Origin of the sequence: Azospirillum sp. A26 (assembly GCF_042604635.1) — a bacterium.
GTDB classification, from domain to species: Bacteria; Pseudomonadota; Alphaproteobacteria; order Azospirillales; family Azospirillaceae; genus Azospirillum; species Azospirillum palustre.
In genome coordinates, this window is record NZ_CP170473.1 from 1,518,264 (window position 1) to 1,544,803 (window position 26,540).

The 26,540-nt window shown below is 68.2% G+C and carries 22 protein-coding genes; 6 read left to right on the top strand and 16 right to left on the bottom strand.

Going from position 1 to position 26,540, the window contains the following annotated elements; all coding sequences use genetic code 11:
• Window positions 1–101: 101 nt before the first annotated feature.
• From iolB to ABNQ39_RS21060, 8 genes are all read right to left on the bottom strand, one after another.
• Window positions 102–911: a 5-deoxy-glucuronate isomerase gene (gene iolB, locus ABNQ39_RS21025; RefSeq protein WP_376960181.1), complete on the bottom strand. Its 810-nt coding sequence runs from the start codon at window positions 909–911 to the stop codon at window positions 102–104.
• A 126-nt stretch (window positions 912–1,037) separates the two neighbouring features.
• Complete coding sequence (gene iolE / locus ABNQ39_RS21030; protein WP_376960182.1) at window positions 1,038–1,928, bottom strand: myo-inosose-2 dehydratase; 891 nt, start codon at window positions 1,926–1,928, stop codon at window positions 1,038–1,040.
• A 57-nt stretch (window positions 1,929–1,985) separates the two neighbouring features.
• Window positions 1,986–3,833, bottom strand: a complete 1,848-nt coding sequence (gene iolD / locus ABNQ39_RS21035; RefSeq protein WP_376960184.1) for a 3D-(3,5/4)-trihydroxycyclohexane-1,2-dione acylhydrolase (decyclizing) — start codon at window positions 3,831–3,833, stop codon at window positions 1,986–1,988.
• Window positions 3,834–3,892: 59 nt separating this feature from the next.
• On the bottom strand, window positions 3,893–5,824 hold the full coding sequence (locus tag ABNQ39_RS21040; RefSeq protein WP_376960186.1) for a bifunctional 5-dehydro-2-deoxygluconokinase/5-dehydro-2-deoxyphosphogluconate aldolase: 1,932 nt from the start codon (window positions 5,822–5,824) through the stop codon (window positions 3,893–3,895).
• A gap of 134 nt (window positions 5,825–5,958) precedes the next feature.
• A complete protein-coding gene (locus ABNQ39_RS21045; protein ID WP_376960188.1) occupies window positions 5,959–6,969 on the bottom strand; it encodes a Gfo/Idh/MocA family protein in 1,011 nt (336 codons plus the stop codon).
• Between the two features lie 249 nt (window positions 6,970–7,218).
• Window positions 7,219–8,259: a LacI family DNA-binding transcriptional regulator gene (locus ABNQ39_RS21050; RefSeq protein ID WP_376960190.1), complete on the bottom strand. Its 1,041-nt coding sequence runs from the start codon at window positions 8,257–8,259 to the stop codon at window positions 7,219–7,221.
• Between the two features lie 92 nt (window positions 8,260–8,351).
• A complete protein-coding gene (locus ABNQ39_RS21055; protein WP_376960192.1) occupies window positions 8,352–9,956 on the bottom strand; it encodes a DHA2 family efflux MFS transporter permease subunit in 1,605 nt (534 codons plus the stop codon).
• Complete coding sequence (locus tag ABNQ39_RS21060) at window positions 9,953–11,095, bottom strand: HlyD family secretion protein (protein ID WP_376960194.1); 1,143 nt, start codon at window positions 11,093–11,095, stop codon at window positions 9,953–9,955. The genes ABNQ39_RS21055 and ABNQ39_RS21060 overlap by 4 nt, the downstream gene beginning before the upstream one ends.
• A gap of 460 nt (window positions 11,096–11,555) precedes the next feature.
• Here ABNQ39_RS21060 and ABNQ39_RS21065 point away from each other — a divergent pair, with 460 nt between their 5' ends.
• Together ABNQ39_RS21065 and ABNQ39_RS21070 are read left to right on the top strand one after the other, a co-directional pair.
• Window positions 11,556–12,092 (top strand): GAF domain-containing protein, encoded by a 537-nt coding sequence (locus ABNQ39_RS21065; protein ID WP_376960196.1) that lies wholly within the window; start codon window positions 11,556–11,558, stop codon window positions 12,090–12,092.
• A gap of 144 nt (window positions 12,093–12,236) precedes the next feature.
• The gene (locus ABNQ39_RS21070; RefSeq protein ID WP_376960198.1) at window positions 12,237–14,087 is read left to right on the top strand and encodes a sensor domain-containing phosphodiesterase; all 1,851 of its coding nucleotides are present in this window, start codon (window positions 12,237–12,239) and stop codon (window positions 14,085–14,087) included.
• 1 nt (window position 14,088) lies between these two features.
• Here ABNQ39_RS21070 and hglS read toward each other — a convergent pair whose 3' ends face one another.
• On the bottom strand, window positions 14,089–15,507 hold the full coding sequence (gene hglS / locus ABNQ39_RS21075) for a 2-oxoadipate dioxygenase/decarboxylase HglS (protein ID WP_376960200.1): 1,419 nt from the start codon (window positions 15,505–15,507) through the stop codon (window positions 14,089–14,091).
• Between the two features lie 103 nt (window positions 15,508–15,610).
• Entirely contained in the window at window positions 15,611–16,534 is a 924-nt protein-coding gene (locus tag ABNQ39_RS21080) for a LysR family transcriptional regulator (RefSeq protein WP_376960202.1), read from the bottom strand.
• A 166-nt stretch (window positions 16,535–16,700) separates the two neighbouring features.
• Here ABNQ39_RS21080 and ABNQ39_RS21085 point away from each other — a divergent pair, with 166 nt between their 5' ends.
• The gene (locus ABNQ39_RS21085) at window positions 16,701–17,996 is read left to right on the top strand and encodes an NAD(P)/FAD-dependent oxidoreductase (protein WP_376960204.1); all 1,296 of its coding nucleotides are present in this window, start codon (window positions 16,701–16,703) and stop codon (window positions 17,994–17,996) included.
• Window positions 17,997–18,026: 30 nt separating this feature from the next.
• Here ABNQ39_RS21085 and ABNQ39_RS21090 read toward each other — a convergent pair whose 3' ends face one another.
• The 6 genes from ABNQ39_RS21090 to ABNQ39_RS21115 all read right to left on the bottom strand — a co-directional run bounded on the left by ABNQ39_RS21090 (window position 18,027) and on the right by ABNQ39_RS21115 (window position 22,748).
• Complete coding sequence (locus ABNQ39_RS21090; protein WP_376960206.1) at window positions 18,027–18,728, bottom strand: CBS domain-containing protein; 702 nt, start codon at window positions 18,726–18,728, stop codon at window positions 18,027–18,029.
• Window positions 18,729–18,959: 231 nt separating this feature from the next.
• Window positions 18,960–19,823, bottom strand: coding sequence for a cell wall hydrolase (locus tag ABNQ39_RS21095; protein ID WP_376960208.1), 864 nt, complete (start codon window positions 19,821–19,823; stop codon window positions 18,960–18,962).
• A gap of 226 nt (window positions 19,824–20,049) precedes the next feature.
• Window positions 20,050–20,247 carry a hypothetical protein gene (locus ABNQ39_RS21100; RefSeq protein WP_376960210.1) on the bottom strand — a complete coding sequence of 66 codons (198 nt, stop codon included), beginning with the start codon at window positions 20,245–20,247 and terminating at the stop codon, window positions 20,050–20,052.
• 53 nt (window positions 20,248–20,300) lie between these two features.
• On the bottom strand, window positions 20,301–21,260 hold the full coding sequence (locus ABNQ39_RS21105; protein WP_376960212.1) for an AAA family ATPase: 960 nt from the start codon (window positions 21,258–21,260) through the stop codon (window positions 20,301–20,303).
• Window positions 21,261–21,414: 154 nt separating this feature from the next.
• Window positions 21,415–21,621 (bottom strand): hypothetical protein, encoded by a 207-nt coding sequence (locus ABNQ39_RS21110; RefSeq protein ID WP_376960214.1) that lies wholly within the window; start codon window positions 21,619–21,621, stop codon window positions 21,415–21,417.
• Window positions 21,622–21,947: 326 nt separating this feature from the next.
• Complete coding sequence (locus tag ABNQ39_RS21115; protein ID WP_376960216.1) at window positions 21,948–22,748, bottom strand: IclR family transcriptional regulator; 801 nt, start codon at window positions 22,746–22,748, stop codon at window positions 21,948–21,950.
• Window positions 22,749–22,892: 144 nt separating this feature from the next.
• Here ABNQ39_RS21115 and ABNQ39_RS21120 point away from each other — a divergent pair, with 144 nt between their 5' ends.
• The 3 genes from ABNQ39_RS21120 (at window position 22,893) to ABNQ39_RS21130 (ending at window position 26,540) form a co-directional block, all read left to right on the top strand.
• Window positions 22,893–24,467: an ABC transporter substrate-binding protein gene (locus tag ABNQ39_RS21120; protein WP_376960218.1), complete on the top strand. Its 1,575-nt coding sequence runs from the start codon at window positions 22,893–22,895 to the stop codon at window positions 24,465–24,467.
• 208 nt (window positions 24,468–24,675) lie between these two features.
• Window positions 24,676–25,617 (top strand): ABC transporter permease, encoded by a 942-nt coding sequence (locus ABNQ39_RS21125; protein ID WP_376960220.1) that lies wholly within the window; start codon window positions 24,676–24,678, stop codon window positions 25,615–25,617.
• A 14-nt stretch (window positions 25,618–25,631) separates the two neighbouring features.
• On the top strand, window positions 25,632–26,540 hold the full coding sequence (locus ABNQ39_RS21130; RefSeq protein WP_376960222.1) for an ABC transporter permease: 909 nt from the start codon (window positions 25,632–25,634) through the stop codon (window positions 26,538–26,540).

Here is a 26,540-nt window from a genome sequence, read left to right on the forward strand (position 1 = left end):
CACGCCGCCGCCGGCCGGCAAATCGATCTGTTTGAAAGGCCCCCGTCCGGATCGCCGGGCGGGGGCTTTCCATTGCCGGGACCTTGACCGCGCTCCCCCGCTCAGACCGGAGCCAGCAGCCAGCGGTGTTCCGGGGCGGTGTTGAAATGCCAGGCGCGGCGCGGGCCGGCCATCACGTTCAGGTAATAGCCGGTGTAGCCGTGGGCGGCGCCGACCGGGTGGTAGCCGCGCGGGACCATGACGAGGTCGCCATTCTCCACCGCCATCGCCTCGTCCAGCGAGCGGTCGTCGGTGTAGACGCGCTGGAAGGCGAAGCCCTGCGGCGGGTCGATGCGGTGGTAATAGGTCTCCTCCAGCTGGGTTTCCGCCGTGCCGTCGTCGCTGTCGTGCTTGTGCGGCGGATAGCTGGACCAGTTGCCGGCCGGGGTGATGACCTCCACCACCAGAAGACTGTCGGCCGGCTGCGATTCGGGCAGGATGTCGAAGACATGGCGGGTGTTGCTGCCCTGCCCGCGGACCGAGGCGCCGACATCCTCCGGACGGATCAGCCGCACCGGCAGCCCGCCATTCAGGCCGGGCGCGGTGCAGACCGCCAGCTCCAGCGCGGTGGTGGCCCGCACCCGCCACGGCGTGCCCTGTGGCAGGTAGATCGCGTAGGGCCGCTTGTCCTCGAAGGGCGACATGCGGTCGCCAAGCTCCGCCCACTCCCGGTCGCCGGCCATCGCCGCACCGCGCCCGGCGACGAAGACCAGACAGGTCTCGCGGTCCGCATCCTCGCCGGAAACACTCATGCCCGCCTCCAGGCGGTAGAGGTCGAACCCGATGCACGACCAGCCCGCCGATTCGGGCGTGACATGGTGCACCCGGCCGGCCGGGTCCGGTGCGTGGTTGCGCAGCAGCAGCTTGCTCATGGTCGCCCTCTGTGATGCCGGAAGGTCTCGCGATGCGTCTCCGCCCCCTGGCGAAGCCGTGTTGGATTCAGGTGCGGACGGTGTCGCCATCGATGAAATGCGGAACGATGCTGGTCATTCGGGTGCTCACAGGCCGTATTCCGCGACGAGCGCGCTCAGATGCCGGCGGCCCTTGGTGACGTAGGTCAGGGGATGGGCCTTGGCGGGGTCCTGCTCCGCCTCGATCACCAGCCATTGGCCGCGATAGTCCGCGTCCTTCAGCGCCTTCAGCACGGCGGGGAAATCGACGCAGCCGTCGCCCGGCACGGTGAACACCCCGTCGATGACGGCGTCGAGGAAGCTGCTGTCGGTTGCCTTGGCCCGCGCCAGCACGTCGGCACGCACGTCCTTGCAATGGACGTGGTTGATGCGGCGGCCCCATCTGGCGATCAGGTCCAGCGGGTTGCCGCCGGCGAAGGTCAGGTGGCCGGTGTCGAGCAGGATGCCGACGCTGTCGCCGGTGACCTCGGCGAAGCGGTCGATCTCGTCGGGCGTCTCCACCACCGTGCCCATGTGGTAGTGGTAGGCGAGCGGCGTGCCCTGGTTGCGCAAATAGTCGCCGAACTCCGCCATGCGGCGGCCGAACTCCGCCCACTGGCCGGTCTCCAGCGTCGGACGTTGCGACAGCGGCGTGCCGCGGGACCCATGGACGCAGCCGGTCGTCTCGGCCACCACCATCACCGGGCAGCCCATCGCCTTCAGCAGCGCCAAGTGCGGCTGCACCGCCTCGATCTCCTCGGCGACGGTTCGCTCCAGCAGGCCGGCGCTGTACCAGCCGGACACCAGCGACAGGCCGTAACCGTCGAGGATCGGGCGCAGCACGGCGGCGTCGCGCGGGAATTTGTTGCCAAGCTCGAAGCCCCGGAAACCGGCCTCGCGCCCTTCGGCAAGGCACTGCTCCAGCGGCGTCGCCCCGCCCAGCTCAAGCATATCGTCGTTGCTCCAGGCGATCGGGTTGACGCCGAGACGAACGGTCATGATCGGATGCTCCCAAGACGGAAGAAGATGGTGGAAATTGGGGGAGAAGGGTCGCGGTCAGCGGCGCTGGCGGGCCTTGTTGGCGACGTAGGTCTCGCGCGCCGCCGCGACCTCGGGACGGGTGGACAGTTCCGGCACCGGCACGTCCCACCACGCCCCGCCGTCCCGGGTGGAGGGCAGCGGGTCGGTGTCGATGACGATGGCGTAGGTGACGGGGGACGCCTTGGCGCGCTCCAGCGCCTGTTCCAATTGGGCGACGCCCGTTACCTTTTCCGTTACCGCGCCCAGCGCGCGCAGGTGGCCGGCGAAGTCGATGTCGGGCAGGGTCTCGGTCTTGTAATGGGTGTCGCGCAGCAGGTTGTTGAAGGGGGCGCCGCCGCAGGCGTTCTGCAGCCGGTTGATGCAGCCATAGCCGCGGTTGTCGAGCAGGACGACGATCAGCTTGCGCTTCATCGCCACCGACACGGCCAGTTCGGAATTCAGCATCATGTAGCTGCCGTCGCCGACCATGACGAAGGTCTCGCGGTCCGGGCAGGCCATCTTGACGCCGAGCCCGCCGGCAATCTCGTAGCCCATGCAGGAGAAGCCGTATTCCAGATGGTAGCCACCGGGCCGGCCGCTGCGCCACAGCTTGTGCAGCTCGCCCGGCAGGCCGCCGGCAGCGCAGACGATTGTGCCGTCGCGGCCGGCGGCGCGGTTGACTGCCCCCAGCACCTGGGCGTCGGTCGGCAGGTCGAGCCCGGCATCGGCGGTCGCCCGGTCGACGACGCGGGTCCAGACATCGGTGCGCTCCTGCGCCAAAGCCTGCCAGGGCAGCGGGGCCGACCAGTCGCCGAGCCCGGCGTCGAGGGCCGCCAGACCGCGCCCGGCGTCGGCGACCAGCGGCAGGGCGTCGCCCTTCACCGCGTCGAAGGCGGCGACGTTCAGCCCGGCGAGGCGGGCGCCGCGGTTGGCGAAGATTGTCCAGGAGGCGGTGGTGAAGTCGGCGAGCCGGGTGCCGACCGCCAGCACCAGATCGGCCTCCGCCGCCAGCTCGTTGGCGGCGCTGGAACCGGTGACGCCGATGGCGCCGACGTTGCAGGGATGGTCCCAGACCAGGGCGCCCTTGCCGGCCTGGGTCTCCGCCACCGGGATGCCCCGGCGCTTGGCGAAGTCGGCCAGCGCGTCGCAGGCCCCGCTGTAGAACACGCCGCCACCGGCGACGATCAGCGGCTTCTTGGCGCCGCGCAAAGCCGCCGTCACCGCGGCAAGCTCGTCGCGGTCGGGCTCCGGCCGGCGGGTGCGGCGGACGGTGCGTTCGAAGACGAAGACCGGGAAGTCATGGGCTTCGGCCTGCACGTCCTGCGGCAGGCAGAGCGTCACCGGCCCGCACTCCACCGGGTCGGTCAGCACCTGGATGGCGCGGCGCAGGCTGGGCATCAGCTGTTCGGGGCGGGTGATGCGGTCCCAGAAGCGCGACACCGGGCGGAAGCAGTCGTTGGCGCTGACGGTGGCGTCCTCGAAGCGCTCGACCTGCTGCAGCACCGGATCGGGAGCGCGGGTGGCGAAGACGTCGCCCGGCAGCAGCAGAACCGGCAGGCGGTTGACATGGGCCAGCGCCGCCGCCGTCACCATGTTGACGGCCCCCGGCCCGATGGAGGTGGTGCAGGCCATCATGCGGCGCCGTCCTTGCGCCTTGGCATAGGCGATGGCGGCATGCGCCATCCCCTGCTCGTTGTGGGCGCGGTAGGTCGGCAGCAGGTCGCGGGCGGCATGCAGCGCTTCGCCCATGCCCGCCACGTTGCCGTGGCCGAAGATCGCCCAGACACCGGCGAACAGCGGCAGCTCCTGGCCGTCGATCTCGACATACTGGGCGCTGAGATAGCGGACGACGGCCTGGGCGACGGTGAGGCGCACGCTGTCCATGATGGCTTCTCCCTACCGGGGCGGTCCTGCCCCTGTTGTTCTTGATGATGGCTTGAAGATCAGGCGGCGTGGCGGCTGCGCTGTTCCTGCCAGAAGGCGATCAGCCGGCCATAGGCGGCCTCCATCGCCGCGACCGCCGCCGCGTCGTCGATGCTGCCGGCCAGCCACGCCTCAGCGGCGTTGCCGAACAGGGTGCGGCCGACGGCGAAGCCCTTGCAGACCGGCTGGCGGGCGGCCAGCGCCAGCCCGGCCTTCAGCTCCTCCTCCGGCGCGTCGAGGCCGAGGATCAGCACGCCGCGGCACAGCGGGTCATGGCGGTCAATGACGCTCGCAATGCTGTTCCAGGCCCCCTGGCTGGCCGGCGACGGCAGCTTCCACCAGTCGGGATAAACGCCGAGCCCGTAGAAGCGCTTCAGCGCGCGGGAGATGGTGTCGTCGCCGACCGGCATGCCGCGCGGCGGAATGATCTCCAGCAGAAGCTCGTGGCCGGTGGCGCGGCAGGCGGCGAACAGGGTCTGGATCTGACGCTCCTGCTCGGTGCGCAGCGCCTCCTCGTCGTCCGGGTGGTAGAAGGCGAGGCACTTCACCACATGCTCGGCCGGCCATTCGCGGATGGTCACGGCGATGTCGGGACCGCCTTCGAAGCGCAGCGGGCGCGAGCCCGGCAGTTCCACCGGGCGGCCGATCCAGGCGCCGGTGCCGGTCAGCGCGTCCAGCGCGTCCTGGCCGTGGATGCCGTCCAGCAGCATGCCGAAGCCGTCGCGCCCGTCGGAGGCCTGCTGCGCCGCCTGTAGGGCCAGCAGCTTGAAGCCGGCGATGCGCGCGGGATCGGCGCCCAGCCGCGTTGCCATCGCCTCCAGCTGGGCGCGGTGGTCGATGGCGAAGGCCATCACCTCCGGCCAGTCGCGGCGCCGCGTGGTCGCCCAGTGGATGTGCGAGAGGCGGGCATCCTCGCGCAGCCGCGGCGTCGGGCTGCCGTTGGCCAGGAAATAGGACAGCTCCGTCCAGGTCGGGATGGCGGGCGCGCAGCCGTGGCGCGACACCGCGAAGGCGCCGCAGGCGTTGGCGAAGGCGCAACACTCCTCCAGCGGACGGTCGCGCAGCCAGCCGCGCAGGAAGCCCGACATGAAGGCGTCGCCAGCCCCCAGCACATTGTAGACCTCGACCGGGAAGCCGGGACCGCGGATGCCCTGTTCCAGACTGTCGGGAATGGCACCGGGGAAGACGACGCAGCCCATCGGGCCGCGCTTGCACACCAGCGTCGCGTCGGTCAGGTCGCGGACCCGGCGCAGCGCCGCCAGCGTGTCGGTGCTGCCGCCGGCGATGTGGAATTCCTCTTCCGTGCCGACGATCAGGTCGCAGCCCGGCAGGATGGTCTGCAACAGGGCGGAGACGCCGCCGTCGGCGACGAAGCGCTCTTCCCCCAGCCCATGGCCGGTCAGCTTCCACAGCACCGGGCGGTAATCGATGTCGAACACCACCTTTGTGCCGTTCCCGCGCGCCAGCCGCATCGCCTTGCGCATGGCCGCTTCGGTGGTGGGGGTGGAGAAATGGGTGCCGCTGACCACCACGGCCTTGGCCGAGGCGATGAAGTCTTCCCGGACATCCTCCTCGCAGATCGCCATGTCGGCGCAGTTCTCGCGGTAGAAGATCAGCGGGAAGGTCTTCTTGTCGCGGATGCCCAGGATGACGAGGGCGGTCAGCCGTTCCGGATCGGTGATGACGCTGCGGGTGTCGACGCCTTCGCGGACCAGCTGTTCCCGGATGAAACGCCCCATATGCTCGTCGCCGACGCGGGTCAGCAGGGCGGAGCGCAGGCCGAGGCGCGATGTCCCGACCGCGATGTTGGTGGGGCAGCCGCCGACATATTTGGCGAAGCTCTGCATGTCCTCCAACCGGCCGCCGACCTGTTCGCCATAGAGGTCGACGGAGGAGCGGCCGATGGAAATGACGTCGAGTTCGCGCTCGGTTTGACCGCGTTGAGTTGGCATGGGTCAGCTCCGCTGTAATCCGGTCGTCGGATTGGCGATGGCGTTGGATACGGACCGGCGGACCCGTGCGCCGGACAGGCGGCCGGTCGGCTTCGTCCCGTCCCGCGAAGGCGGGCAGACGGACGGCGGCCTGTTCAGCTGTAGAGCGCCGGACGGCTGGGCAGCGTGATGGCGACGGCCTCGCCCTCGCGCTCCTGCGCGGTGACGCAGGCATCCGAGGTGATGGCGGCGACATAGCCGTCCCAGCAGGTCGGGCCGGTGGCGGTGCCCTGGGCGGCGGCCTTCAGGAAGTCCTGAAGCTCCACGTCATAGGAGGCGATGAAGCGATCCTTCCAATCGGTCAGGATCGGGTTCTGCAGGCTAGCGTTCAGGCGCATCTGCACCGCCATCGGCTCCGGCAGGCGGGCGATGCCGTCCTCGCCCACCACCTCGCACTGGATGTCGTAGCCATAGTGGCAGTTCACGAAGATCTCGACGTCGATGACGACGCCCTTCGCCGTCTCCAGCACCACGACCTGCGGGTCGCGCAGCTTGCCATGGCTGCGGGCGGCGCGGCGCGGGAAGATCACGCGGGCGGAAACGTAATCGTCGTCCAGCAGCCAGCGGAACACGTCGATCTCGTGGATCAGTGTGTCGTGGATCGCCATCGGCGTGACGTAGTGCTGGGGCACCGTCGGGTTGCGGTGGGCGGCATGGACCATGATCGGCGCGCCGGTGCGGCTGGTCACCGCCTCCTTCAGCGCGATGTAGCCGGCATCGTAGCGGCGCATGAAGCCGACCTGGACCAGACGCTTGCCATGCGCCACCTCGGCATCGACGATGCGCCTGGCGCCGTCGGCGGTGGTGGCGAGCGGCTTTTCGCAGAAGCAGGGCTTCCCGGCGGCGATGGCGGCCAGCACATACTGCTCGTGGCTGGCGCCCCAGGAGGTGACCAGAACCGCATCGACCAGCGGCGAGGCGATCAGCTCCTCGCCGGTCTCAAAGATCTCGGCATCGGGGGCGATGTCGGCCCGCACCGCCTCGGCGGACCCGCGGTTGACGTCGGTCAGGGCGACGATCTTGCCGCCGGCCAGCACCTGCTCGATGCGACGGGCATGGTCGCGGCCGATGGCGCCGGTGCCGATGATGCCGATTCTGACGGTCATGTTTCCAAAGCCTCCTGTCGTTCGGTGGGCGAGCGGGGCCACGCGCGCAGTCCTGCGCGCCGCGCCCGGGCGGTTCACCGGGGTCGATTGCCGTTTTCGGTTTTGATTGGCAGGGGAAGCATTCACCATCGCGCACGGTTCGGTCAACGCGCCTGCCGGCCGGATGTCCGTCAAACATGAGAGAATTTGCGGCACGCCATGATGGTTTTCCATCATGGCGTAGGAAGGCTTCTCTCTACAGGCTTTTCCTTACAGGCTTTCGGGCGTCCACAGCTGGGCGGGAAGGAAGCGCTGGCCGGGATTTTCCGCCATGCCGTGTTCGATGCTGTGGACCATCATCTCGATCAGGTCGGCGCAGAGCGCCGGCAGCGGCGTCGCCATCACCACCGAGACATGGCGGTCGAGCAGCCCCTGCCTCGACTCCGGCGTCAGCTCGTGGACGATGCAGGTCACCTCGTCCGGCCGGCGGAGCTCGCGCAAGGCGGCGATGGCGCCCTCCATGCCTCCGCCCGCCACATAGATGCCGACCACATCGTCGTGCCGGTCCAGCAGGCCGAGCGTCGCCTCGTAGGTCAGCTGGCGCGTCTCGACGTTGACGATGCTGTCCGTCAGGGTGAACTCGGGTGCGAACTCGCGGAAATAGCTGCGGAATCCGGTCTCGCGCAGGGCATGGCCGTGATAGCGGAAGGCGCCGATGAAGACGGCGATGCGCCCCGGCCCCCGCGCGGTCTTTGACATCAGCCATGCCGCGGTGCGGCCGGCCTTCAGGTTGTTGGTGCCGATGTAGCTTTCCCGCACGCCCTGGGCGAAGTCGGACAGCAGCGAGAAGGTGGGAATGCCGGCCGCCTTCAGTTCGGCCACCGCGGCGGTAGCGTCGTGATGGTCGATGCCGGTCACCGCGACCGCCCTCACCTTCCCCTTCATGCCGCGGATCAGCTCGGCCAGTTCGGCCGGGGATGTCGACTGGACGAAGCGGATGGTGGCGCGCAGCCGGCGGTCGGGATGGCTGCGCACCACCTCCTCGATCCGCGCCGCGAACTCCTGATAGAAGGCGTGGCGCTCCTTTTGAAGGATGAAGCCGAGGTGATAATCCGGCTGCTGCGCCAGGGTGCGCTGGCGGATGGCGTTGGCGCCGTGGAAGCCGATCCCGGTCGCCGCCTCGAAGATGCGGCGGGCGGTCTCCTCCCGCACGGGGTGCCGGCCATTCAGCAGCCGGTCGATGGTGGCGACGCTGACGCCCGCCGCCTTGGCGAGGTCGGAAATTGTCGGGCGCTTGGTCGGGCGCTTCATGGGCGGAGACCTCATCCGGTCACGGGCGGGAACCGGCGCTGTCTATCACGACGCATGAGGGAATGAGAGACCCTTGCACGGGCGCCTGCCGGTCAGCGCTTCACGCTGCGCAGGATCAGGGCCAGCGGCACCGCCGAGGCGGAGATCAGCATCAGCGCGAAGAACACGTCGATGTAGGACCAGTAGGCGGTCTGCATCTGCACCTGCTGGCCGATGTAGGCCATCGCCCGTTCGCGCGCGCCCGCCTCGCCGCCGGCCATGGAGAAATAAGTCGTCGCCTGCTCCATGGTCCGCTGATAGGCCGGGTTGGACGGCACGATATGCTCGGCCAGCCGGCTGTGGTGGAACTGCTCGCGGAAGGCCAGCACATTCTGGGCGATCGACACGCCGATGGAGCCGCCGACATTGCGCGCGACGTTGATGAGGGCCGACGCCTGATCGGTCTTGTCGCGCGGGATGCCGTCGTAGGACGCCGTGGTGATCGGGATGAAGATCAGCGGCAGGCCGATGCCGATATAGATGCGCGACCACGCGAAGAACCAGAAGGTCGAATCCGGGTTCAACCGCGTCAGGTCCCACATTGCCAGCGCCACGATGCTGGCGCCGGTGGCGATCAGGTATTTCGGCTGGATGCGACCGGCCAGCCGTCCGACGACCAGCATCATCACCATGGTCACCATGCCGCCCGGCGACAGGGCAAGACCGGCCCAGGTGGCGGTGAAGCCGTAATATTGCTGGAGAAGCTCCGGCAGGAACTGCGTCGTCGCAATCAGGATGGCGCCGGTCGCCATCATCACCAGGAAGCAGGAGCCGAACTGCCGCGTCGCCACCATCCGCAGGTCGAGGATCGGGTTCTCCCGCGTCATCTCCCACGGGATCATCAGGCAGAAGGACGCCACGCAGACGATGGCGAAGGCGATAATGAAGCCCGACGCGAACCAGTCGTCGGTCTGGCCGCGGTCGAGCACCACCTCCAGCGAGCCCAGGAAGGTCGCCACCAGCAGGAAGCCGACCACATCCATGCGGATGCCCTGGCGTTTCAGCCGTTGGCGTTCCTCGATGGCGGATTTCGGTTCCTGCACGAGAAAGCCGACCAGCGCGAAGGCCATCACCCCGACCGGCCCGTTGATCAGGAAGCACCAGTGCCAGGACAGGTTGTCCGACAGCCAGCCGCCCAGCGTCGGCCCGACCACCGGCGCCACCACCACGGCGATGCCGAAGATGGCGAAGGCCTGCCCGCGCTTGGCCGGCGGAAAGCTGTCGGCCAGGATCGATTGCGAGATCGGCACCATGCCGCCGCCGGCAAAACCCTGGAGCACCCGGAACAGCAGAAGCGATTCCAGATTCCAGGCGAAGCCGCAGGCCAGCGAGCTGACGGTGAACAGCCCCAGGCAGGCCAGATAGAAGCGCTTGCGGCCATAGCGCTTGGCGATGAAGCTGCTGGCCGTCAGCACGATGGCGTTCGCCACGAGATAGGAGGTGACGACCCACGACGCCTCGTCGGCGCTGACCGCCAGCGTGCCGGAGATGTAGCGCAAGGCGACATTGGCGATGGTGGTGTCCAGCACCTCCATGAAGGTGGCGATGGAGACCACCACGGCGATCAGCCACGGGTTGCGGCCGCCGGCGGCACTCTGCGACGCATCGAAGCCGCCCGCCCCTCCCTCTGGCCCCGCGCCTTCGGCAGCGGCGCTCATCGCACCGTCACCCGCGGCACCACCGACATGCCGGGGCCGATGGAGACGCCGTCCGGCCATTGGTCGACGACGATCTTCACGGGAATCCGCTGCACCACCTTCACATAGTTGCCGGTGGCGTTCTCGGCCGGCAGCAGGGAAAAGGCGGTGCCGGAGCCCGGCTGCACGCTGTCGACATGGCCGGTGACCTTGCGGCCGGGATAGGCGTCGATCTTGATGTCCACCGGCTGGCCCGGCCGCATGTCGGTGATCTGGGTCTCCTTGAAGTTGGCGGTGACCCAGATGTCGTCGGGAACGAAGATGGCGAGGCTCTGGCCGGCCTGGGCGAACTGGCCGACCGCCCCGCTCAGCTGCACCACCCGGCCGGGCTGCGCGGCGGTGACGGCGGTGTAGGACAGGTTCAGCTGGGCCTGGGCCAGCTGCGCCTTCGCCCGCGCCAGATCGGCCACGGCGCTGGTCCGCTGCGCCTGGAGCGCCCCGACCTGCCGTTCGGCGGCGATCACCGCGGCGTTGGCGCTGGTCAGCTTGCCCTGCTGTTCCTGGAGGTTGGCGGTTGATTGCTGCGCCTGCTGCACCGTCCCGGCACCGCGGGATTGCAGGTCGCGGTAGCGCGCCGCATCCTCCTTGGCGAAGCCGACGGCGGCCTCGGCCTGCGAGACCTCCGCCTTGGCCTGCTCGATCTGGGCGCGCTGGGCGTCGATCTGGGCGTCGTAGCCGGTGATCGCCGCCTGGGCGGAGTCGATCTGCGCCTGCGCCTGGTCCAGCGCCGTCTGATAGTCGCGCGTGTCGATGCGGAACAGCAGGTCGCCGGCATTGACATGCCGGTTGTCGCCGACCGCCACCTCCGTCACATAGCCGCCCACCTTTGCCGCCACCGGGAACTGGCGGGTGTCGATGAAGGCGTCGTCGGTCGATTCGTAGGGGTGGATGTTGCGCTGCCAGTAGATGTAGCCGGCCACCGCCAGCAGGGCGACCACCACCAGCCCGGCGAGGATCGCAATCGGGTGACGGCGGATGAAGCCCGGCGTCTTGCGGTCTTCGCCCGCGGCCGGCTGTCCGCGCTCGCTGCGCCCGCCCTGGCTGTCCGCTTCCTGTCCGGTGAGATCGACGACGTCCCTGCGCTGCTGGTCGTCCGGCATGGGTATGACGCTCCTGACCGAAATGCCGGGCGATCAGCAAGGGCCCGGTCGTTGCCGTGCGGGAGCGGGGCCGCTCCCTTTTCGCATGGGAGCGGCCCCGCTCCCCAGCGCGAAACACCGGAACCACCCGATCGTTGCACGGGCTTGGCAGAAAGCCGGCGGAAGCATCCGCAGAACAGCCATGCCACGGGTGGATGGTCGAGGTCGGACGGCGCGGACTTCCCTGAAGACGGGCAACCATCGGTTCATTAGACAATCATAACATCAGATATGACTATGCCTTCCGAAATAATATGGAAGCCAACAGATCCAAGTTCCGTCTCATGCGTAAAAGGAAAGAGTCCACGCGCAAGTCACGGCAATCCTCATATCTACTGGTCCGATGGATTATTTGTTTCTTAACAGAATTGCGCCCTCGCCGGGCCGCCAGCCCTTCCAACACGACCGCGGAGCCGAGCCCATGACGCTTCTGAAGGAGACCATCGCCAGCGGGGCCGCCCCGCAGACCGTCGGCCGCGGCGCCGTCCCGGTCGATGACGAGGCGGCGAGGCTGGCGGCGCTGCGCCGCACCGGGCTTCTGGACAGCGAGCCGGAGCCGGCCTTCGACGATCTGGTGTCCTGGGCCTGCGACCATTTCCGTGTGCCCATCGCGCTGGTGTCGCTGCTGGACACCGACCGGCAATGGTTCAAGGCGCGCCGCGGGCTGCCCGTGCAGGAAACGCCGCGCGACGTCGCCTTCTGCGACTTCACCATCCGCCAGAGCCTGCCGATGGTGGTGGAGGACGCCGCCCGCGACCCGCGTTTCCGGGACAACCCGCTGGTGCTGGGCGAACCGCACATCCGCTTCTATGCCGGCGCGCCGATCATCAACCGGCAGGGGCTGGCGCTCGGGTCCGTCTGCCTGATCGACACGGCGCCGCGCAGTTTCGGCATGGTCGACCGCATGGTGCTGGCACAACTGACCGTAACGGCGCTGGTGGCGATTGAGCGGCGGTAGGACGGACGGCAGCCGGCCTGGAGACCGACGATTGTTTCCATGCCGCATTGCACCATTGTCATTGGCGCTTCGATGGACTTGTCGGCAGGATCGGTGCCGGAATTGATTGAAGACGAGAGTGCCGGGAACAGGATGAACACCGAGATGACGCCCGCGACGGCGAAACGCCTGCCGCCGGTCCCGGCCCGCGAGGAGGACCGGCTGGCGACGCTCCAGCGGTACGAGCTGCTCGACACGCCGGCGGAGGCCGCCTTCGACCAGATCACGCGTTTGGCCGCCAAGCTGCTGAAGGTGCCGGTGGCGCTGATCTCGCTGGTCGACCGCGACCGCCAGTGGTTCAAGTCGCGGGTCGGGCTGCCGGTACAGGAGACGCCGCGCGAACATGCCTTCTGCGCCCATGCGCTCGAGTCCGACACCCTGCTCGTCGTCGGCGATGCTTGGCAGGACGAGCGTTTCGCCGACAATCCGCTGGTGACCGGCGATCCCAACATCCGCTTCTATGCCGGCGCCCCGCTGCGCACGGCGGACGGGCTGGCGCTTGGCACCATCTGCGTGATCGACGACCAGCCGCGCCCGGCGTTGACCCCGGAGGAGGAGGAGGCGCTGCGCGACCTGTCGGCGATGACGATGGCGCATATCGAGGCGCGCCGCGCCGTCGGCTATCTGCATCCGGTCACCTCGCTGTCGAACCGCTTCCGCTTCCTGGCCGACGCCGATGCCCTGGCTACCCCCGTGGCCACCCCCCTGATCGATGGCCCGGCCACGGGTTCGGGAACGGCGGTGGTGATCGATGCCGCGGCGTCGCAGCAATATGCCGAGCTGACCCGGGTGCTGGGGCAGGTCTGCGCCGACGCGTTCGAGGTCGATTGCGCCCGCCGCATCGCCGCCTGCCTGCCGGACCGCACACGGCTCTACCATCTGTCGCCGGCCCGCTTCGCTTTCATGCTGCCCGGCATCCTGTCCGGTGGCGACGGCGATCTGGCCGCCACGCTGGACCGCATCAGCGCTGCGGTGCGCAGCCCCTTCCAGTATCAGGGCGTGCCGATCGCCACCTCCGCCGGCATCGGCTTCGTGCACCGGTCGGACGTCGCGGCGGAAAGCGTGGAGCTGCTGCGAGCCGCCACCAGCGCCGCCCACCAGTCGCTGGAAACGCAGAAGCCGTGGTGCGCCTATGACGAGGAGCAGGACCGCGCCGCTCACCGCGCCTTCCTGCTGCTGCGCAGCCTGACCGAGGCGATGGGCGGGCAGGACCAGTTGCACATCGCCTATCAGCCGAAGGTCGATCTGCGCACCGACCGCTGCATCGGGGCGGAGGCGCTGCTGCGCTGGACCCATCCGGAGCTGGGGCCGATCTCGCCCGCCGAATTCGTGCCGCTGGCCGAACGCACGGCGCTGGTGCGTCCGCTGACCGAATGGGTGATCGGCGCCGTCCTGACGCAGGTGGCGCACTGGCACCGGCGCGGCATCGCCCTGCCGGTGTCGATCAATATCTCGATGCTGGATCTCGGCAGCGGCGACTTCGCCGACCGGGTCGAAGCCTTGCTGGACCGCCATGACGTGCAGGCGGACTGGATCGATTTCGAGGTGACGGAAAGCGCCCTGATGACCGACCGGGCGGAGGTCGACCGCCAGCTTCGAAGCCTGCGCTGCCTGGGCATCGCGGTGGAGATCGACGATTTCGGCACCGGCCAGAGCGCCCTGTCCTACCTGAAGGACATCCCGGCGACGGCGGTGAAGATCGACCAGCGCTTCATCCGCTCCATCGCCCATGAGCGCAGCGACCAGATCATGGTCCGCTCGACCATCGACCTTGCCCATGACCTGGGATATCTGGTCATCGCCGAAGGGGTGGAGACGGATGAGGCCTATGACTGGCTGCGCCTGCATGGCTGCGACTTCGGCCAGGGCTACCTGATTTCCCGGCCGCTGGCACCGGCGGCCTTCGAAGACTGGCTGGCGGCGGGAGCCTTCCGCCCCGCCGCCGTGCCGGTCTGAGTTACCTCGCGGCGAAACAGGCGGCGATGGAGGCGCGTTCGATCTCGGCATAGAGGTCGAACGGGTTCAGCACCGCAGCGCCGAGATCGGCTTCGAAGCGCTGCTGGTTCGGGCTGGCGGCGAAATCCTGCCGGGCCTCGTCGCCCAGGTTGGACTGGAAGATGCCGGCGGCGCTGACCGGCAGGAAATCCTCGTAGACGACGGGATCGAAGCGGACGGCGCCGCTCCCGATCAGCGTTTCCAGATCGGCGCCCAGTGCCGGCGGGGTGCGGCGCCCGGCCTCGGTCAGGGAATAGCTGAAATAGCCGAGCCCCTGGCGGCGAATCCCGTCCCAGCTGTCGGGGAAGGGAGCGAACACCTCCTGAAGGGCCGCCATGTACTGCGCGGCGTTGGAGCCGTCGGCCGCCGGGGCGACGAGGCGGCGGGACTCCTGCAACAGCGTGTCGTAGAGCGCCCGGCCCTTCGGGGTCAGGGCGATGCCGCGCTGCTCGATCTCGCCGAAGCGGGCGGTGTGGACACCGGACAGCCAGCCGTCGCCCTCGCTGTCACTGGCCTGAAAATCGACCGGCTCGCTCAGCGCCTTGAAGGAGGTCTGGCGCAGCAGGATCGGGCAGCGGCGGGTCGGCGGGCCTTCGACCACCGCCTTCGGCGCAATGCCCTTTTCCGGCATCAGGCGCTGGACCGCATCGATGTCGAGCGTGCGCGGCGTCAGGTGGTTGATGTGCGGACCCTTGAAGGACACCACGTCGGCAATCAGCCGGTGGGCGTCGTGCAGGCGGTTGTAGAGGTCGAGCGGCACATTGGCCCGGCTGTGCCAGCGGAAGGTCTCCAGCGCCTCGGCGACGAAGCGCCCGGCATCCTCCTCATCCAGCCCGCCGTCGGCCTCGGCCTTCTCGATCAAAGCGAGGCAGCCGGGGGTGAAGATGCTGCGCGCGGCCAGCACCCTCTCCGCCTCCTGCCGCAAGGCCGCGTCGGCGATCAGGTCGAGCCGCAGCAGCGAGGTGAAGACGCGGAACGGGTTGCGGCTCAGCGCTTCCCCGTCCACCGGGCGGAAGGCGGTGGAATGGACGGGGACGCCGGCCTCCGACAGGTCGTAATAGCCGACCGGCTGCATCCCCATCACCGCGAACAGGCGGCGCATGGTGGACAGCTCATCCGCAGTGCCGAGGCGGATGGCGCCGTGGCGTTCCTCGGTGATGCGGGCGAGGCCCCCGGCGGACTCCAGACGATGACGCTCCGCCGGATCGGCGGCCAACAGCGCCGCGTTCACCTCCTCCACCAGCTCGACGAGCGTCTGGTAGGCCGGCACCTCCGTCCGATACATCTCCGACATGGCGGTCGAGAACAGGGTGCGGATCGCATCGGGGCCGATGAAATCGGCTCTGGTGGCATCGGCGCGGGTAATCGTCTGGACGCTCATTCCAAATCTCGCTCGCATTGGCTGGCCGGACCTGCGCGGTCCTTGACATGGTCCAGCTATAGCAACGAAGCGGCGGGTTGGATTGCGATTGTTTTTCCCGACTTCATGAGGAAAGCTCATGACCTGCCGGGGTGCGGCAGTCCGCCGTCTCCGCCAGGATCCAGTCGCGGAAGGCGGCCAGCGGCGGGTAACCCGCCCGCTCCGACGGCCAGACGACGTAATAGGCGTTCTCGCTCTCCATCGGCAGATCGAGCGCCGGCACCAGCTGGCCCGACCGCAATTCCTCCTCGATCAGGAACAGCGGAAGCAGCGCCACGCCGAGCCCGGCGACGGCGGCCTGGGACGCGGTGGCGAACTGGTCGAACAGCATGCCGTGCACGCCGTCGGCCGGCGTGCCGTGCAGGGTCAGCCAACGCTCCCAGGCGTCGGGACGGCTGGTCAGGTGCAGCAGCGGGGCGAGGCGGAGGTCGGCGGGCTGGCGGAAATCGAAACGGTCGCGCAGGTTGCGGCTGCAAGCGGGAATCACCGTCTCCCGGCGGAGCAGCGCCATCTCTCCGCCCGGCCAGTCCGGCCGGCCGAAATGGATCGCCGCGTCCACCGGGTCCAGGCGGAAATCGAAGGGCGCCATCCGCGTAACCAGATTGATGGTGATGCCGGGATTGCCGGCCAGGAAGTTCGGCAGGCGCGGCGCCAGCCAGCGCGCGCCGAAGGTCGGCAGGATGGCGATGCTGAGCGTGCCGCCATAGGGGTTGGCGCGCAGGTTCAGCGACGCGGTGCTGATGCGGCGCAGGGCGTCGCGCACCTCGCGCACATAATACTCGCCGCCGGCCGTCAGGCGGATGGTCTGCCGTTCGCGGTGGAACAGCTCGACCTCCAGCAGATCCTCCAGCGCCTTGATCTGGCGGCTGACCGCGCTCTGGGTCAGGGACAGCTCCTTGGCCGCCGCGGTGATGCTGCCGGTGCGCGCCGCCGCCTCGAAGGCGGACAGCAGGGCCAGGGAGGGAAGGAAGCGGCGCGGGCTCTGCATCACGGGCTCTGTAGCGGGGTGTCTGTAGCGGGGTGTGGGCGGATTTCATTCCGGGATGGAATGACTGGTTGAACAAACATCATTTGGCCGAAGGGGGTAGGCAAGTCAATCTTGCGCACCGGGAATGACTGGCGCACGAAAACAGACGCGAAAAGGACCTCAGGGGATGCTGAACGATCCGCGGTCGCATGGGCTTTGGGAACGCACCGCACCGGCGGCGCCGCCGACCGCGCCGCTGACCGGCAGCGTCCGCGCCGACGTGGTGATCGTCGGCGCCGGCTACACCGGCCTGTCGGCGGCGCTGCATCTAGCAGAAAGCGGCGTCAGCGCCGTGGTGGTGGAGGCGGTGGAGATCGGCTTCGGCGGCGCCGGGCGCAATGTCGGGCTGGTCAATGCCGGCATGTGGGTGATGCCCGACCAGCTGGTCAGCACCCTGGGACCGGTCTATGGCGAGCGGCTGATCGAGCTGCTGGGCAACGCGCCGCGCGCCGTCTTCGACCTGATCACCAGGCACGGCATCGCCTGCGAGGACGAGCGCAGCGGCACGCTTCATTGCGGCGTCGGCCCGGCCGGCCTGCGCGAGCTGGAACAGCGCGCGGACATCTGGCAGAAGCGCGGCGCGCCCGTGCGCCTGCTAGACGCCAAGGAAACGGCGGAGAAGGTCGGCACCACGGCCTACACCGGCTCGCTGCTGGACCTGCGGGCCGGCACCATCCAGCCGCTGGCCTATGCCCGCGGTCTGGCGACGGCGGCCATCGCGGCGGGGGCCCGCATCTTCACCGGCAGCCCGGTGGAGTCGGCAAGCCAGAGCGGGGGCAAATGGGAGGTGAAGACGCCGAACGGATCGGTCACCGCCGACTGGGTGGTGGTCGCCACCGACGCCTACAGCATCGGCCCCTGGGTGCAGTTGCGCACCGAGCAGGTCCACCTGCCCTATTTCAATCTGGCGACGGAGCCGCTGTCCGATGCCATGCAGAAGGCCATCCTGCCGGAACGCCAGGGGGTGTGGGACACCAAGTCGGTGCTGAGTTCCTACCGCTTCGACCGCCGGGGCCGGCTGGTGTTCGGCAGCGTCGGCGCGCTGCGTGGGACCGGAACCGCGGTCCATCGCGCCTGGGCGCAACGCTCGCTGGCCGCCCTATTCCCGCAGTTGGGTCCGGTGCGGTTCGAATCCGAGTGGTACGGCCAGATCGGCATGACCAAGGACAATTTGCCCCGCTTCCACCGGCTGGACCGCAACGTCATCGGTTTCAGCGGCTACAACGGCCGCGGCATCGCCCCCGGCACGGTGCTCGGCCGCTGTCTGGCCGAGCACATCACCGGCAAGCTGCCGGAGGCGGAGATGCCGCTTCCCAGCACCGCGCCCGACACCCTGTCGGCCCGGGCGGTGCAGGAGGCCGTCTATGAGTATGGCGCGCAGGCGACCCATCTGGTCGGAGCGCGGCTGCCGGGGAAGATCTGACCGCGCCTCTTCCCCGGTCCGCTCTCTAAATCAGAGGCCCCAGGCGCCGCTTTCGGCGGGGTCGACGACCTGGATGTTGTTCTCCACCGCCTTCACGCCGGGGACGCGCTCCGCCGCGACGCGCAGCGCGTCCCGCTGCGATCCGCTGCTGACGAAGCCCCAGAGCTGGACGACGCCGTTGCGGACGACGATGGCGTCGTGCGAGCGCGACTCCCACGACAGTTCCTTGACGGCGGCGGTCACCCGGTCCTTCAGGTCACGGTCGTCCGCCGCGGCGGCCGGCGTTTCCGGCGAGACGCTGGCCAGCGCGCGCAGCAGGTTGGCGCGGCTGATGATGCCGACCAGGGCGCCGCGGCGCACCACCGGCACGCGCTTGATCCGCCGCGTCTCCATCACCCGCACGACCTCTTCGGGCGAGGCGCTCTCGTCCACCGTGGTGACGTGGGTGGTCATCACGTCGGCGACTTTGCGGGCATGGGACTTGATGAAATCCTCCGCCGGCAGGGTGCCGCCGGACATCAGGCCGAGCCACCAGGAGCGGTGACGCTCCGTCCCCAGCTCCACCCGGCGCAGCAGGTCGCCTTCGCTGATGATCCCCACCACCTTGCCGGAGCCATCGACCACGGGCAGGCCGCTGATGTGGTTCTCCAGCATCGTCCGGGCGGCTTCGGCGACGGTCGCGTCCGGACCGATGGTGATGACCCGCGGCGTCATCAGATCGATTGCTTTCATCGTTTCTCTCCCTTCGATGTCGTTGAACACAGACAGCCTAGGAGGTCGACAGACGAGAGCGATTGATCTACAGCAATTCGGCGCCAGCCTTTCCGCATGATGAAAAATACAAGCCGGACCTCTGAAATTCCGGTCTGGATTGGCGTGTCAAGTACTTGACAGAAAACATCGACTTAACCGGACCGGGCATCCTCCCGACCATTTTGGCTGGAGGCCGCATACTCCAGCACTTTACTCCGCAATCTCCGCCACCAGGGTGGCAATGGTGCGCTCCGCGGGCGGTGTCGGCGCGCGGTAGAAGGAATGGCCGCCGATGGAGGCGGTCTTCAGCCGCGCCTCCGCCCACTCCGGCTTCTGGCGGCGCAGCGCGGCCTGTGCCGGCGGGCTGTAGAACATCGAGGCGCGGGCGGTCGGATCGGGCATGTCGTCGTCGTTCAGGTTCCAGGCCAGCCCGCGCGCGGTGCGCAGCGCCTCCTGGTCGGGGGCGAGGCGCGTCTTCGGCCAGGACGGCATGCCGCCCGCCCGGATCACCGCGGCCTGCCGGCGGATTTCCGCCAGGATGCGCCGGTTTTCCACCCGCGGATCGGCCGCCAGCGCCGCCTGTTCGGCCTTCGCCTGCCGGGCCGCCTTCTCCGCCTGCTTGCCCTTTGCCTTGACCGGCTTGGCCTTCTTCTGGTTGGCGGGCTCGACGGGCGCCGCCGTGAAGGGTTCGAACTGGCCAGTCGCGACGACGACCCGGCAGGGCAGCGACGGCTGATCGGCCGAGGCGGCGCGGTTGGCGACCACCCACATGACGGCCGCCATGGCGTCGGCCCCCTCCCCCCGCGCCTCGGCCCAGCCGGCCAGCGCGAGGCAGCGGCGCTCCCGTTCGGCCTGCCACGGGGTCAGCATGAAGACCGACGTGCCGATCATCACAGGCTGCTTGGCACCGCCCCGCTTCGGAACGCCGCCCTTCTCGTCGCCGACAAAGCGCGCACAGCCCTTGTCTCCAGGCCGGCAAACGGTATCGCCGTCATCTGCACCGACAGCCTGCGCAGCCGCTGCCGTGGGCAACAGGGCGGCTGCAAGCAGCAGAGTGGTGAGGAGGTTGCGCATCCCAGTCTCTCCGGTTCAGGAAGGGGGACTTCCTTCGACAGGAGCGCGGACCGCAAGTTCCCGGATTCGTCCATCTCTCAGAGAGCTTAAGCCTGAGGGCGGAGGATGTACGCCGTTCGGATTCCGATGGAGACTGCCGGACAGCCGAACAGGCTGGAAACCGTCGGAATCCTCCGGTTTCCAGCCTGTTCGGTGGAGTGCGAATGCTGTGAAGAGGACGGCGGCCTCAGCCGTCTTTGCGGTCGCCCCGCTCATCGCCCGGGGGCTTGGTGCCGCCGTCGCCGGTCCAGTCGTCGGTCAGATATTCCTGCGAGCGGCTGATCTCTTCGACTTCCGCGTGGGAGGGCGGCTTCGGCACCTGGGCCTGACCGGACTGGCGGTCATCTGCGGATTGGCCATTTGTGGGATCGGTGGTGATGGACATGGGCTCCTCCTTGTCAGCCGGGAATCCCAGCAAACAGGGGGAAGCCCGCAAGGTTACGCCCGGCGGCGCTGGGGACGCTGAACGAGGTCGATCCAGGCCGCATACATCTCCCGCGCATTGCGCGGCTTACAGTCCGCCTTGAGCTGGTCGTAGGCCACCTGTGCCGCTTCGGCGGTCGGGAAGGCGCCCTGGTCCACACCCCAGGCCACCGCCTCCGCCGGGCTGTAGAAAGTCAGAACGCCGTCCGACGCCTCTTCAGCAACCCCCTCCCAACTGGAGCCAGCCGGCCTAGACGGATTTGTACCGGCCGTCACGGCCGCGGAGGGCGTCGGCCGGGCTCCGCCATCTTGGCCGTAAATCGCGGCCTCGATCCGCTCCGGCACGCCCTTCCAGTAACCCTCGTCGTCCCAGACGATCATGCCAGACGGCCCCTCGCGCGACCATTCGACCAGAACGCCGCGGCGGCCATCCTCGCGCACGATGCGCAGGGAGGCGTTGAGCGAGCGGTAGAGCCACTCGCGCTCGGTCTCCGGCAGGGTTTCGCGGATCTGGGCCTTACCGTTGAGCTGCGCGTCCTCAAGGTGCCAGATCCACAGGACGTGGCTGCCATGGGCGGTCACCGCGTCCTGCAGAAGGCGCATCTTCTCGGCCTTGTCGACCCAGGCCTGATTCTTGTTCCTGTTGCGGTCGGCGGCATTGTCGAGCATGGCACGGGCAATCGACACGCCGATCAGCGAAGTCACGCTATCGATGGCGATGGTCCGGATGTCCGATCCCGGCATGTTGGCGTCGAGCAGATCCTGGATGCGCTCGACGGAGCGGTGATCGGCGGCCTCCTCGCTCAACTCATACAGCTCACTCCCTTTCAACTCATGCCGGCGCCCGTCGGCGTCGATCATCAGCGTGGGCTGCTGCATGGCCAGGATGAAGGTGGACTTGCCCTCGCCGTAATACCCCTTCAACGCCCAGCGTCGGGGAGGCAACGTCGTCTGGCTGACACGTTTGAACGCCATGGAAGAACCTCACAACGGTGAACCGCCCAACTCGTCCAAACAAGCCGGCGCGGCATGCTTGCTTGGATCATAGCAAGATGTTCCCGTTTTGTGCTGAATCTTTTATATGGCGTAGCTTAAGCTATACTTCGATTACTTTAGAAACGCGACCCACTCAGTGGGCGGCGTCGGCGACGGTCACCGGCATGGTCTTGACCATTTCCAGAGCGACGGCGGCGCGGGCTTCGTCGGCGGCCAGGACGGCGTTCGGGTTCATGTGGGAGACAGCGGCGATGGCGGCGAAGACGATGGCGCCGACAACGATGCGGGCAATGGCGAACTTGGCGGCGAACTTGGCGGATTCGACATCATAGGAGGTCATGGCGGTCTTCCTTCAATTTCGGGTTTGAATTCCGGCGGCCGGTGTCGCGGCCTGTTGAGGAAGATATTGACACGATCCCGCATGCGCAAAAGAGGAGACATCACATTGCTGTACTGGCTCTTTTGCATTGCAGCATAGCGCTGCGAAAGACGGCGATGTGGTCAATTCTTAAGACGGCTTTATGTTTCGCAGCGCTCTATCGGGGATTATGGGGCTTTCGCAGCGCTATTACTGCGCGTTTCCTGGCCCCATTTAAAACATGTGGTGCGCCTTCGTCAAATGACAACCACCCGACGCCCCACTCTGCGCCCCAGCCGGTGCATCCATCAGCGGCCGGGCGACAGACGCTCCGCGCTGGCCTTCAGCGTGTCGATCATCATCTGCTGCGCCTCTTCCGTCGTGTCGGCGGGGACGACGAAGCAGATGGTGGCGATGCAGCGGCCGGACGGATCGCGGACCGGGGCGGCAAGGCAGGTGGTGAAGCGGTCGACCAGGGCCGTGGTGCGGACATAGCCCTGGGTGCGGGCGCGGCGCATGTCCTCCAGGAACTCGTCTTCGGCGATGCGGCGGCCGTCGGGCAGGGTGAAATCCTCGGGCGGGATGAAGCGCCGGATTTCCTCGGCATCCAAGTGGTCGACCAGCAGCCGGCCGGACGCCGTCCAGGGAATCGGCACCTTGATGCCGATCTCGGAGCTGATGCGGAACATGCGCCGGCCCGGCTCGTTCAGCACGACCAGATACTTGTCGCCGTCCAGCGTGCAGAACTGCGCGGTCTCCCCCACCGTCTCGGCGATGTGGGCGACCTCGACCCGCGCCTTGCGGATCAGGTCGACGCTGTCGAGGTAATCGCTGCCGTAGTAATGCATCGCCGGCCCGAAATAGACGGTGCCGTCGCCGTCGCGCAGTTCCAGCCAGCGCGCCTCGACCAGCGTGTTGACCAGCTCGTACATGGTCGAGCGCGGGGTGCCGGTGTCGCGGGCGATGTCGGCGATGCGGGTGGGAGCGCGCCGGTCGTGCAGATGCTCCATCAGCGCGATGACACGGTCGATGCCGCGGGCCCGGCCCGTCGGTTTTTCCGCCGGCGACTTCTCCGCAACCTGCTTCTCCGCCACGCCATCGCCCGTCATCTGATCCACGCTCCCTGATCGTCGCACAACCGATTAGCACGCGGATTTTCGGCTTGCCAGCGGTGTTTGTCCGATATACCGTTCGCTTGTCTGGAATACAAGACCGACGTCCGATATTTCGGACAAACGGTTCGGGAGACGGAAATGACAGGGATCACGCGACGTCTGTTCAACACTGCCCTCGGCACGACGCTGGCCGCAGGCGGGCTTTCCACTGGAATTCTCGGAAGCTGGACCACCCCTGCGCAGGCCCAGCAGGGCGGCGCATCGGTCGTCACGGTCGCCACCATCGGCGAGCCGCCGACGCTGGACCCGGTCGGCACCACCTCCGACCTCGTCAGCATCATCACCCAGCACATGTTCGAGACGCTGTTCACCTTCGACGGCGACTGGAAGCTGGCCCCGCTGGTGGCGTCGGCCCTGCCGCAGGTGTCGGCGGACGGCAAGACCTACACCATCCCGCTGCGCAGCGGCGTCACCTTCCATGACGGCAGCACCGTCACGGCCGACGACGTGGTCGCCTCGCTGGATCACTGGACCAAGGCCTCGCCGCGCGGCAAGACCGTCGCCCCGCTGGTGGAGAGCATCGCCGCCAAGGGTGCGGACGCCGTCGTCATCGCGCTGAAGGAGCCTTTCGCGCCGCTGACCGCGCTCCTGGCGATGAACAACGGCGCCGCCGCCATCGTGCCGAAGTCGGTCATCGACGGGCCGGGCGCCCTGAAGTCGCTGATCGGCACCGGCCCCTACAAGCTGCTGGAGCACAAGCCCGACCAGTATATCCGGCTGGTGCGCCACGACGCCTACGCCTCGCCCGACGGCACACCCAGCGGCTATGCCGGCAGCCGCAAGGCCAACATCGGCGAGGTCCGTTTCGTCCCGGTGCCGAACGCCGCCACCCGCGTGTCGGGCGTCCTGGCCGGCCAGTACCAGTTCGCCGACAGCCTGCCGGCGGAAACCCTGCCGCGCATCAAGGGTGCGGCCGGCGTCAAGCCCGTGATCGTCAAGCCGTTCGGCTTCCCGCTGATGATCATGAACACCAAGACCGGCGTGATGGCGAACCCGAAGATGCGCCAAGCGGTCCTGGCGGCGCTGGAGCCGAACGACATGCTGCTGGCCGGCTTCGGCGATCCCGAATTCGTCCAGGCGGAGGGGTCGATCTACGCCCAGGGCACGCCCTATTACGATGCGGCCAGCGCCAAGCCCTACAGCGACCATGCGGCCGGCAAGGCGGCGGAGCTGCTGAAGGCCGCCGGCTACAAGGGCGAGCCGATCCGCATCATGACCTCGGTGCAGTACGAGTTCCTGTACAAGATGAGCATGGTGGCCCAGGCCCAGCTCGAACTCGCCGGCTTCAAGGTCGACCTCCAGGTGCTGGACTGGGCGACGCTGCTGCAACGCCGCGGCGACGACAAGGGGTGGGATGCCTTCTTCACCTACCACACCTTCGTGCCGGAGCCGTCGCTGATCACCGTGCTGAATCCCAGCTATCCCGGCTGGTGGGACAGCCCGGCCAAGAAGGAGGCGCTGGCCGCCTTCAACCGCGAGATGGACCCGGCGGCCCGCAAGGCGAAGTGGGTGACCCTGCAATCGCTGTTCTACAGCGAGGTGCCGAGCATCAAGGTCGGCGAGTTCTACAACCTCGCCGCCAGCAGCGACAAGCTGACCGGCTACACCCCGACGCCCTGGCCGTTCTTCTGGAACACCGACCTGAAGGGCTGAGGAAGCTGAAGGCTCCCTCTCCATAAATCCCCCTCTCCCCCCCGGGGAGAGGGTCGGGGTGAGGGGGATGCATAAGGTGGATTTGGTGAGGGATGGAAGGCTCGCGGTTCTTGTGAGTTCTCGCCGCGCTTCCCCCTCACCCTAACCCTCTCCCCAGGGGGGAGAGGGGATCGCTCGCTCGCGATTTTCTCGGTCCGGGACCGCAACCATGCTCGTTTACATCGTCCGCCGGTTCGCCGGCATGATGGTCGTCATGCTGCTCGTCGCCATGGTGGTCTTTTTGATCGCCCGCGTCGTGCCGGGCGATCCCGCCGCCGTCATGCTGGGGTCCTCCGCCACGCCGGAGGACATCGCGTCGCTGCGCGGCCGGCTCGGGCTCGACGAACCGCTGCTGACGCAGTTCCTGCTCTATCTCGGGCAGATCGTCCGCTTCGACCTCGGCGACTCCATCTTCCTCAACCGCCCGGTGGCGCAGGCGCTGGCCGAACGGTCGGAGCTGACCGGGCTGCTGACCATGATGTCGGTGGGCATCGCAATGCTGATCGGCGTGCCGGTCGGCATCCTGTCGGCGGCCAAGCGCGGCGGTCTGGTCGACCAGACCGCGGTCGGGCTCGCCATGCTGGCGGCCAGCATCCCCAGCTTCTGGATCGGGCTGACGCTGATCAAGTATCTGGCGGTCGACCATGCCTGGTTCCCGGTCGCCGGCTACGGCCCGCCCGACGCCGACCTGCTGGAGCGCATGCGCCATCTGGTGCTGCCGGCCATCGCGCTCGGCATTCCGAATTCGGCGCTGATCCTGCGCTTCACCCGCACCAGCATGCTGGACGTGATGAGCCACGATTACGTCCGTACCGCGCGGGCCAAGGGGCTGCCGCCGCTGGTCGTCGTGCTGAAGCATGCGCTGCGCAACGCGATGATCCCGATCCTGACGGTGATCGGCCTGACCACCGCGGTGATGATCGCCGGCGCCATCGTGACGGAAACCGTGTTCGGCCTGCCCGGCGTCGGCAACCTGATCGTGTCGGCCGTGCTGCGCCGCGACTATCCGGTGATCCAGGGCGCCCTGCTGGTGGTGTCCGCCATCTATGTGCTGATCAACCTGACGGTCGACCTGCTCTATGCCGTGGTCGATCCGCGGGTCCGTTATTGAGAGGGAGGGTTTCCATGGCAAGCGTCCCCGCCGGTCACGGCAGCATCCCCCTTCCCTCCTCCACCAAAGCCGGGAACAGCCGGTCGCCGGCCGCCCTGCTGCTGCGCCAGCTGTTCCGCCGCCGGCTGGTGGTGCTGTCCTTCCTGATCATGGCGGCGATCCTGGCGGTGGCGCTGCTGGCGCCGTGGATCACCCCGTTCAACCCGGCGAAGATGGACATCCTCGGCCGGCTGAAGCCGCCGACCGCCGCCCACTGGTTCGGCACCGACGAGTATGGCCGCGACGTGCTGTCCCGCGTGATGCTGGGCGCCCGGCTGTCGCTGCTGGTCGGCCTGCTGGTGGTGGTGGTGGCGACGGTGCTCGGCACGCTGCTGGGGCTGGCCGCCGGCTATATCCGGCCGCTGGACGGGCTGCTGATGCGGCTGACCGACGCGCTGATGGCCTTCCCGGACATCCTGCTCGCCATCGCCTTCATGGCGGCGCTGGGGCCGTCGCTCTACAACGTCGTGCTGGCGCTCGGCATCGTCTACACCCCGCGCGTCGCCCGCGTGGTCCGTGCTGCCTGCCTCGTGGTGCGCGAGATGCCCTTCATCGAGGCGGCGACGGCGCTGGGCGCCTCAACCCCGCGCATCGTCTTCCTGCACATCCTGCCCAACCTGATGTCGCCGATCCTGGTGCAGGCCACCTTCATCTTCGCCTACGCCATTCTGACGGAGGCGGCGCTGTCCTTCCTCGGCGTCGGCGTGCCGCCGACCACCCCGACCTGGGGCAACATGATCGCCAGCGCCCAGCAGTATTTCCAGCAGGCCGACTGGCTGATCCTGTTCCCCGGCTGCGCCATCGTCCTGACCGTGCTGTCGCTCCAGATCGTCGGCGACGGGCTGCGTGACGCGCTCGACCCCCGGCTCCAGAAGGCCAAGTGA